The sequence below is a fragment of the Negativicoccus succinicivorans genome (assembly GCF_018373335.1).
Lineage (GTDB): Bacteria > Bacillota > Negativicutes > Veillonellales > Negativicoccaceae > Negativicoccus > Negativicoccus succinicivorans_A.
Window position 1 is genome coordinate 1 of record NZ_JAHAHH010000057.1, and the last position, 8,682, is coordinate 8,682.

The 8,682-nt window shown below is 46.8% G+C and carries 10 protein-coding genes; 1 reads left to right on the plus strand and 9 read right to left on the minus strand.

Annotation, left to right across the window (positions count from 1 at the left end; genetic code table 11):
* From KH813_RS05045 to KH813_RS05060, 4 genes are all read right to left on the minus strand, one after another.
* Positions 1-267 (minus strand): Clp protease N-terminal domain-containing protein (locus tag KH813_RS05045; protein ID WP_303994041.1); only part of this gene is annotated, 267 nt, incomplete at its 3' end.
* Positions 268-273: 6 nt separating this feature from the next.
* On the minus strand, positions 274-1,347 hold the full coding sequence (locus KH813_RS05050; RefSeq protein WP_303994043.1) for a protein arginine kinase: 1,074 nt from the start codon (positions 1,345-1,347) through the stop codon (positions 274-276).
* Positions 1,344-1,874, minus strand: coding sequence for a UvrB/UvrC motif-containing protein (locus tag KH813_RS05055; RefSeq protein ID WP_303994046.1), 531 nt, complete (start codon positions 1,872-1,874; stop codon positions 1,344-1,346). The genes KH813_RS05050 and KH813_RS05055 overlap by 4 nt, the downstream gene beginning before the upstream one ends.
* Positions 1,875-1,888: 14 nt before the next feature.
* Positions 1,889-2,317 (minus strand): CtsR family transcriptional regulator, encoded by a 429-nt coding sequence (locus KH813_RS05060; RefSeq protein ID WP_369694437.1) that lies wholly within the window; start codon positions 2,315-2,317, stop codon positions 1,889-1,891.
* A 132-nt stretch (positions 2,318-2,449) separates the two neighbouring features.
* On the opposite strand from KH813_RS05060, the gene KH813_RS05065 reads away from it, so the two are divergent.
* Positions 2,450-2,938, plus strand: a complete 489-nt coding sequence (locus KH813_RS05065; RefSeq protein WP_303994049.1) for an S-adenosylmethionine decarboxylase family protein — start codon at positions 2,450-2,452, stop codon at positions 2,936-2,938.
* A gap of 49 nt (positions 2,939-2,987) precedes the next feature.
* Here KH813_RS05065 and KH813_RS05070 read toward each other — a convergent pair whose 3' ends face one another.
* From KH813_RS05070 to KH813_RS05090, 5 genes are all read right to left on the minus strand, one after another.
* Positions 2,988-4,592 carry a DAK2 domain-containing protein gene (locus KH813_RS05070; protein WP_303994051.1) on the minus strand — a complete coding sequence of 535 codons (1,605 nt, stop codon included), beginning with the start codon at positions 4,590-4,592 and terminating at the stop codon, positions 2,988-2,990.
* Positions 4,582-5,445 (minus strand): DegV family protein, encoded by an 864-nt coding sequence (locus KH813_RS05075; protein WP_303994053.1) that lies wholly within the window; start codon positions 5,443-5,445, stop codon positions 4,582-4,584. The genes KH813_RS05070 and KH813_RS05075 overlap by 11 nt, the downstream gene beginning before the upstream one ends.
* An 81-nt stretch (positions 5,446-5,526) precedes the next feature.
* A complete protein-coding gene (locus tag KH813_RS05080) occupies positions 5,527-5,865 on the minus strand; it encodes a hypothetical protein (protein WP_303994055.1) in 339 nt (112 codons plus the stop codon).
* A 10-nt stretch (positions 5,866-5,875) separates the two neighbouring features.
* Positions 5,876-6,829, minus strand: a complete 954-nt coding sequence (locus KH813_RS05085; protein WP_303994058.1) for an alpha/beta hydrolase fold domain-containing protein — start codon at positions 6,827-6,829, stop codon at positions 5,876-5,878.
* Positions 6,826-8,682: endonuclease MutS2 (locus KH813_RS05090; protein ID WP_303994061.1), on the minus strand; the 1,857-nt coding region annotated here is incomplete at its 5' end. The genes KH813_RS05085 and KH813_RS05090, both read right to left, overlap by 4 nt.

An 8,682-nucleotide genomic window follows, 5' to 3' on the forward strand; every position in this document is an offset into this window, starting at 1 on the left:
AACTGCACTTTGCAAGACGCGTTTAGTGCGCGGACTCATGCCGATATCTGAAGACGGATTTGCCGGACGATTCCCAAGCAACATGGCACGACCTTTTTCGAGCGTAAAACCGACTTCATTTAATACTTTGCCACCGATGCTTTTCGGCTGTGAGGCAATCCCCAACAAGATATGTTCCGTGCCGACGACATCCGAACCAGCTTCCATCGCGGTTTCTTGCGCATAGGTCAGTGCTGCTTTTGCGCTTTCCGTCAATTTATTGTTCATATACTTTCACTCCTTTACTTTATTGTCTAATGTTTCACGAACGACAGCTGCTCGCCACCGGTCGCGTTCCGTTTCATTAAGTGTTGCCGTGTTGGCATAGCGGCGGAGAAACCCCGGACGTGTCGTAACCATCATCTCGCGAAATAAATTTTCGGGAATATGAGACAGCCACCCCAAGATACGCCCCAACTCCACAGTGCTCAATAATGTCAATGCTTCGTGTCCGGATAGTTTTCGGGCATATCGTAAAATGCCGTACGCGCGCCAAATTTCATCGCGCAGTTCCACCGCCTGTGTGCGGCGCAGTTCTTCCCGCGCCGCCGTTTCTTCTTTTACCAACTGATGCGTCAGATTCGTTAAATTTTCTACAATTTCTGCTTCGCTGATTCCCAGTGTGACCTGGTTGGAAATTTGCAAAATATCTCCCAGCATTTCCGACCCTTCACCATAAATTCCGCGCACAGAATAACTGAACTTCAAAATACCCTGAATAATCCGCTTAATTTTTTTAGTCCTGACTAATGCCGGCACATGCACCATAACCGAGGCCCGCATCCCGGTACCGACATTGGTTGGACATGCCGTTAGGTAGCCCCATTTATCTGTAAACGCAAAGTTTATTTTGCTTTCTAACGCGTCGTCTGCACGGTTGGCTTTTTCCCACAATGATTCCAGCTGTAACCCGCCGGCTAACATTTGTAACCGAAAATGATCCTCTTCGTTAACCATAAACGTTATATCGGCCGCTTCATTGATTACGATCCCACGATGTGCCGGCACGGAAATCAGTTGCGGACTCACTAAATGCTTTTCCAGTAAAATTTCACGATCGACACGATCCAGGTCCGACATTTTCACGTATGTCATCTCTTCTTGATACTCTTCGCTAAGAGATTGCTTGGCCTCATTGGCTGCCATTTCCACGGCCATCAATTCACTTTCGTTGGCCATGTTCGGAAATTGAATATTGGCAATATTACGTGCTAAACGAACTCGGCTGGAAAGCACGACATCACTATCCGGGTGTTTTCCATGGAACCACGGCTGAGCGGGGCTCGTCAAAACATTTTTAATGTTCATTTCTGCCCCTCCTCCGTCTCTTTTGTTGGCGGCTCATGTTGCAGCGCGTAGATTTCATCGCGCAGGCGCGCCGCCTCTTCATACTCTTCTTTCTCCAACGCAGTATTCAGTTGCTGCTGCAACCGCTTAATCTGGTGATTGGTAGTAAAAACGCCGGACCCTCTTGAAGGTACTTTACCGACATGCTTTGTCGCCCCCTGCAACCGCTGCAATAAGGGCCATAAAGAATCGGCAAAGACTTCGTAACACCGGGCGCAGCCAAGACGTCCGCGTTCATTAAACTCCGCCCATGTCAAGCCGCATTGCGGACAACATTGTGCCTGCTCCGGTCGGCTTTGCTGCGGATTTACCAAGTTTTTAAAAAAATCGGTATCCCATAAATCAAACGGGCTCTGTGTCCATTGCGGCAGTTCCCCTGTCTCTTGCGCACATTTTTCGCAAAGATGTCGCTCCTCTTTATGTCCGTTATGAACTTGAGTGACATGCAAAACCGCTTCATTCTTATGGCAACGATCGCATTGCATCATCGCTCACCCTCTTCCTAAAAAAGTTGATTAATTCGTTTCTGTAATTGCAACATGAGATGCCTTCGCATATTGCCTTCAGTTTCTTGCCAAATAGTCAAAAATGCTTCATGTAAAAACTGCGCCTCACGTTGTGTGATCACCGCTTCCTGCAGTAAATTGTATAGCGCTTTATCGATATCAGCGATCGTTAATCTATCATTATCTTCCCCGACCAGCGGGCGAATAACCGTTATCCGAATAAAGCCGCCCAAGCCGCGGCGTGATTCCACACTGAAACCTTTTTCCGGGGAAAACCGCGTACTCAATACATAACTGATCTGCGACGGCGCACAATCCAATGCATTTGCAATCTCTTTGCGTTGTAATATAATTTCCTGTGCTTCTTCTTCTAAAAATCGGCGCATGATAAACCGTTCAATTCGATCGGCTACCATCTTACCCATAGAATCACCTCGCTTACATAACCATTGACCTTTTGTCTTTATGATCATTATAGCTGACCTTTTGACTTTTTGCAACTGTTTTTTATCTTTATTATGTTTGCTATAATGGAAATATAGAAAGCAGGTGAATATATGGGGCTGTCTCTGGGCAAACACATTCTGATTGACTGCTATGGCTGCCGAATTTCGCTGGTCGATAATTTTCCCGACTTGCTGGATACCATCCACACGGCGATGGCATATCTGGATTTAGATTTATATGATACCCACGTACATAAATATGATGAAGCGCTCGTTGTGATTGCAATCGGCAAAGACAGTCACGTCTGTCTGCATTCCTACCCCGACTTGGGATACGTTGCGGTGGATGTATTCACATTCCGTACAGATGCCAATCCTACGCAAACAATGAAAATATTCCGTCGTCAATTTCGGCCGGACAAAATTCGTGCAACCAGTATCAAGCGCGGCAAGGTTGATCCCAATCGAGATATGAAACCGAAAACAAAATCGCATACAACACAATGGCGGCGTGTCAAAACCACCGGTGCGCAAATTAAAAAGACACGCGACAAAGTTCTAAATGTCTTTCGCCCCCATCGTAGTGATGATGAAAAGTAAAGTAATAAAAAAAGACCAACCAAGGTTGGTCTTTTTTTATTACTCTTTTTTACTCAATCGAAATAAAGAATGGATACAACGCTTGACCGCCATATTGTAATTCCAAATCGATATCCGTGTGCTTCGCTTGTGCTTGGACCAACAATTCATTGGCCTGCGTTTCATCCAGATCGGCGCCGTAATAAAGTGTAACCAATTCGGCATCCGGCTGCATACTCACCAACTTTTCCAACACGTCTGCCAACACGTCGGAAAGTTCGGCGGCGGTAATCACACGTTCGCCGGAAATAATGCCCATATAATCATCTTTGGTAATTTGGACACCGTCTACCGTGCTGTCCCGCACCGCTTGCGTAATGCCTGCCGCACGGATGTGTTCAAGCTCTTCGCACATGCGTTCCACATTGCTTGTTACATCACTATTCGGATCATATTGCATAGCTACCGCAGCACCCTCCGCAGGATTTGCAGTCGGTACAATTTGCAATTTTTCGCCGAGAATTTTTTGTGCCTGTTTCGCGGCGAGAATGATGTTTTTATTATTCGGCAAAATAATATAATTGTCCGCATAAAGAGAGTCCAGCGCCTGCATGATTTCCTGAACGGAAGGATTCATGGTTTGCCCGCCACTCAATACTTCGGCCTGCATATTTTTCATGATTTTTTCCCAGCCGTCGCCGGATACTACCGCTAATAAGCCTAGCGCTTTTTTCTCGGTGTTGCGAGCAATATTTTTATTTCGTTCAAATTGGTCCATCATGTTATCCACTTTGATATCATGCAATGTGCCCCAATCTGCTGCCATATCCAGTACCCGACCCGGGCGTTGTGTGTGAATATGAACTTTTAAAAGGTTGGTGCCTTCGGCAACGACCATCGATTCGCCCCATGCTTCCAGTACTTTACGTGCGTCTGCACCTTTGATTTTAGCCGGTTGGAGAATAAATTCCGTACAATACGGGTAATCGATCGAGAACGTTTCACCTTTCACTTGCAGTTTTTTAACGGTGGCCGGCATCTGTTCCTGAGTAATGCTTACTTCGCCTGTCAATCCGGCCAGACATCCTTCCAAGAACAGCAATAGGCCTTGTCCACCCGCGTCCACCACATTCGCCTCTTTTAAAATCGGTAATTGTTCAGGCGTCTGTGCCAATGCTTCCTGACCGCTTTGAATCGCTTTACGCAAAACGTTGCTGAAATCACGCTCGGTACGAGTTACGTCACGAGTTCCCTTCGCAATGCCTCGCGCGACTGTCAAAATGGTACCTTCGACCGGCTTTACGACCGAACGATACGCATATAAAATCCCATATTGAAATGCTTTTCCCAGCTGACGAGAAGACGCCTGTTTTTTACCGCGCAGACCTTTCGCCAAACCCTGGATAATTTGCGATAAAATGACCCCCGAGTTGCCACGCGCGCCCATAATAGCACCGGTGGCTGCCGTTTCCGCAATGACTCCGATAAATTCGCTGTCATTATTGACAATCATGCTATACATTGAACGTAATGTGTTCAGCATATTGGTACCGGTATCACCGTCCGGAACGGGAAATACATTTAATTCATTGATCTTTTCATAGTTCTCTTTAAATGCCTGATAAGCGCCAATCAGCATTTGTTTATAATGTGTGCCGTCAATTTCACTGTACATGCGTGTCCTCCTCGGTGCCGTCTTCGTGTTCCCATTCCAACATTAAACTGACCACTTGCGGTCCCAAGTGTGCCCCTAAGACCGGCGATCCTTCCGAGTGAGTAATAGTGACATCAGGAAGTTCGCTTTCCAATTCTCTCTTGAATTGGAGTCCCAGTTCATCCGCTAAAATAGTGGCGACGTGAAGACGTTTTATAGGACGAGACATCGCTTTTTCTTTCATTTTTTGCATCGCCCTTTTTGTCGTGCGTACTTTGTCCAGTATACCAATTGCATCCGACTCGAGGTAAAGAATAGGACGGATTTGCAAAATCGAACCGACTAAGCTTGCGACTTTGCCGATACGACCGCCACGTTGCAAATAATTTAAGTCAGTGGGCATAAACATTGTAATCGAATTGGCAATATTTTCGTGCAGTTGTGCCACGATAGTATCGAAATCTTTGCCCTCTTCAATCATCGTCAATGCTTCCTCGACCAAAATCTGCATACCGCCGTTAGTGGAATGCGAATCGATCACCGCAATATGTTTCCGCTTCGATTGCTTCGCTGCGACCCGAGCGGTCTGTACGGTACCGCTGACGATCTTGCTAATCGTGATAATGATGATCGGATCCTCTTCAGGAATCGAATTAAAAATTTGCATCCATTCGCCAATAGACGGCTGACTGGTCAACGGCTGAATTTTTGTAGCTTCATAGCTTTCAAAAACTTCTTTCGTACTGATACTGTTGTCATTCACAGTTTCACCGCCCCCAAGTGAAATATACAGGGGGATCATATGTAGATTGTCATGACGAGCCACAAATTCATCACTCAAGCATGCGGTGGTGTCACAAATAATATGAATCATGCGCATCTCCTTCACTTTCTCGTAACGCTCTTTAGGCGTTTTCCTTATTATTGTACATTATTATGTATTTCGTAACAACTTTTACACTCTGCGAAGATGTTGTTCATAATATTCGACGGGAATTCCATTAGCGGCCAGAATGTACTCCAACAACTTACCGCGTTCATGCGCAACATGCATGGCCGGCACTTCAAAGGGGTCCAGCGAAACATGCACCTCGTCGCCGTCAGCAAAATAACCGATAACGCCTTCCCCCAGCACTTCGTCCAGATTTTTACGCTCCACCTTTGTGCAAAAGCCTTTTAATACTTCCGTAGCTGCTTTTGCCATTGCTTCACGCATTTCGCAAAACTGTTCCGCCTGATCCTCAGGAATCGGGAAGCCGCCTACATCTACCATCTTTTCTGTACTGTTCAACATAATTGTCTCCTTAGCGTATAATTGTAAATCCGCGACCTTGCGGATCAGGCGCTTTACCCGCAATGATTTTTTTAATCATCGCAAATGCCTGTCGCCCTTCTTCCACGAGAAAATGCGGATAAATATGAAACATCCCGGTATGTTCGTAATAATTGATCGGTACATGCGCCAATGTGGCTTGATTTCGCAATGCCAATGCATTCGGATACAGTGTATCTGCCGTTCCGGTAAAGACGCTCAGCCGTCCGATGCCTGACAAATTTCCGTATAAGGGGCTATACCTAGGGTCATCGTATTCTTGATCAGGTACGGCCATCGCGGCACATTCACGTAATGCTTCTACGGATATAAACGGATCATCCTGCTCATAGATATGCAAGCGTTTGTCTGATATGTTCATATCCACCCAAGGCGAGATCAAAATTAAATTTTCCGGAGCCGGTACGCCGCTTGCGACAGTTTCCTGCGCTAATCGTAACGCTAACGAGCAGCCCGACGAATCCGCTATGATATGGATCTTGGCATCCTTGGGAATTGTTTTATACCAGCGTTGATAGGAAGCGAGAACCGCCTGAAAACCTGCTTCCATATTTGCTTCCGGCAACAGCGGATAAATCGGCAGGGCGAGTTCCGCCCCCAATGACGACGTGATTCGATCGGCGAAAAGCCAGTACAGGAAATACATCTCCATTAAAAAGCCGCCGCCATGTACATAGTACAAATACTGTTTGTTGTTTGCTTTTGATGCCGCAATACGGACAGTACGAATGCCGTCCTTTGTCATATCGCTTACTTCATGGCGTTGTGTTAGCCAATGCGGTACGGTGGCATCCCACACCAACTGTCGCTTGATAATCCAACTCAGGATATCTCCGTCAGTCCATTCCGTCAGTGCCTTCACTCCGCTTAGACGCAACAACCATTTGACCGCTCGACTGCGTGAACTTTCCTCTACGTTATTCATCCGAGTGTCACCACTGTCACGCCGCTACCACCGGCCACCGCCGGGGCGAATGAAAAAGATTTTACATAGGGAATTTTACGCAATTGTGCGTGAATCCCTTTGCGTAATGCGCCGGTACCTTTCCCATGAATAATTTCCACCGAGGTCAAACCAGCCAGCATCGCCGCATCCAAAAAAGCGGCTACTTGCGGTTCAGCATCCGCCACTGTCTCCCCGATCAGATTAATGCTTTGCGCCGCCATACGCATTTTCGGAGCTACTGTTTTGCGGCGAATCTGCTCTTTTGTTTTTATTTCCTTTGGCTTTGCTTCTTGCGGCAACGGGTAAAATAAATTTCTGCCCGCTACCGTAATCGGCAGACCGGCTAAATCAACTTTAAACTGTTTCCCCTGTATATCAACAACCGTGCCGACCTTTTCCAACGTATCTACATACACCGCTTGTCCGATTTTGATCTTGCGAAGCGGGATTTTTGTTCGTTCATTCGCGTTCGGTATCGACAAACGATCAATCGCTTGCCGTTTTTCATCAACGACCGACTGCTGTTTATCTTTTGCCTCTTTAGCGCTGCGTTTCAAGTCTTTAATGATTTGTTCGGCATTCACTTTAAGCTCACGCTTTAATTGCCGCGCATCATCACGTGCTTTCTGCAGAATGGCTTGCTTTTTACGCTGCAGCTCCTGGTTGTTTTCATTCCATTTGGCATGCGATTTTTCCGCTTTCTCAAGCCGCGTTTGCAAGTCTTCCTCCATGCGGGAAAGTTCGCGGCGTTTATGATTCAGTTCTTCGAGCACCGTTTCCATTTCATAATACGCGGAAGCTTGTTTCAATTCCTGAGCGCGAGCCAGCACTTCAGGAATCATGCCGAGGCGTTTTGTAATATTAAGCGCCTGACTGTTCCCTGCAATACCGATCTGCAAACGGTAAGTGGGTGTAAGCGTCTCATCATCAAATTCAACATGTGCATTTTCCATGCCGGGATGCGTATAAACGTACTGCTTTAACTCACTGTAATGTGTGGTTACCATGGCAAGCGCTCCCAAGCGATGGAAGTACTCCAAAATCGCAACCGCAAGCGCCGCACCTTCCACAGGATCCGTTCCTGATCCCAACTCATCCAGCAACACCAGATCGTTACTGCCTGCATCTTTCATAATTTGAATCAGACGGCTCATATGTCCGGAAAACGTGGACAGATTTTCCGCCATATTTTGTTCGTCGCCGATCGCCACCCAAATATTTTGGAATATAGGTAAAACTGCACGTCCCGAAACAGGGATAAAAAGTCCCGCTTGATTCATCGCCGCTACCAGACCCACCGTCTTTAGGGCAACCGTCTTGCCGCCGGTATTCGATCCGGTCACCACCAAAATCGAATACCCGTTACCGATTTCAACAGTGATGGGTACTGCACTTTGTTGGGGTAAAAGCGGATGGCGAACGGACTCTAAAATAATTTCAGCATCAGCGGCAGGTTGCGCTGATCGTCCATGATCCTCTGCCGCAAGGTAGCCTCGTGCCAAAATGAAATCCAGCTCTGTGGTACATTTTTCTGTATGCATCAACGGTTGCGCGACCTGCGCCACCTGTTCAGAAAGCACCGTCATTAGCCGCACAATCTCCGTATGCTCCGCCAAAGCTGCTTCTTGCAAATCATTATTTAATTCTACGGAAACGAGCGGCTCAATGTAAAGCGTTTGCCCGGTTGCGGAACGATCATGCACAATCCCCGGCACCGCATATTTATATTCCGCTTTAACCGGCACGACATAGCGCTCATTGCGCTGTGTGACCAACGCTTCCTGTAAATATTTAGCAGTGGTACGATCCTGGATCATTGCTTCCAGTGAATG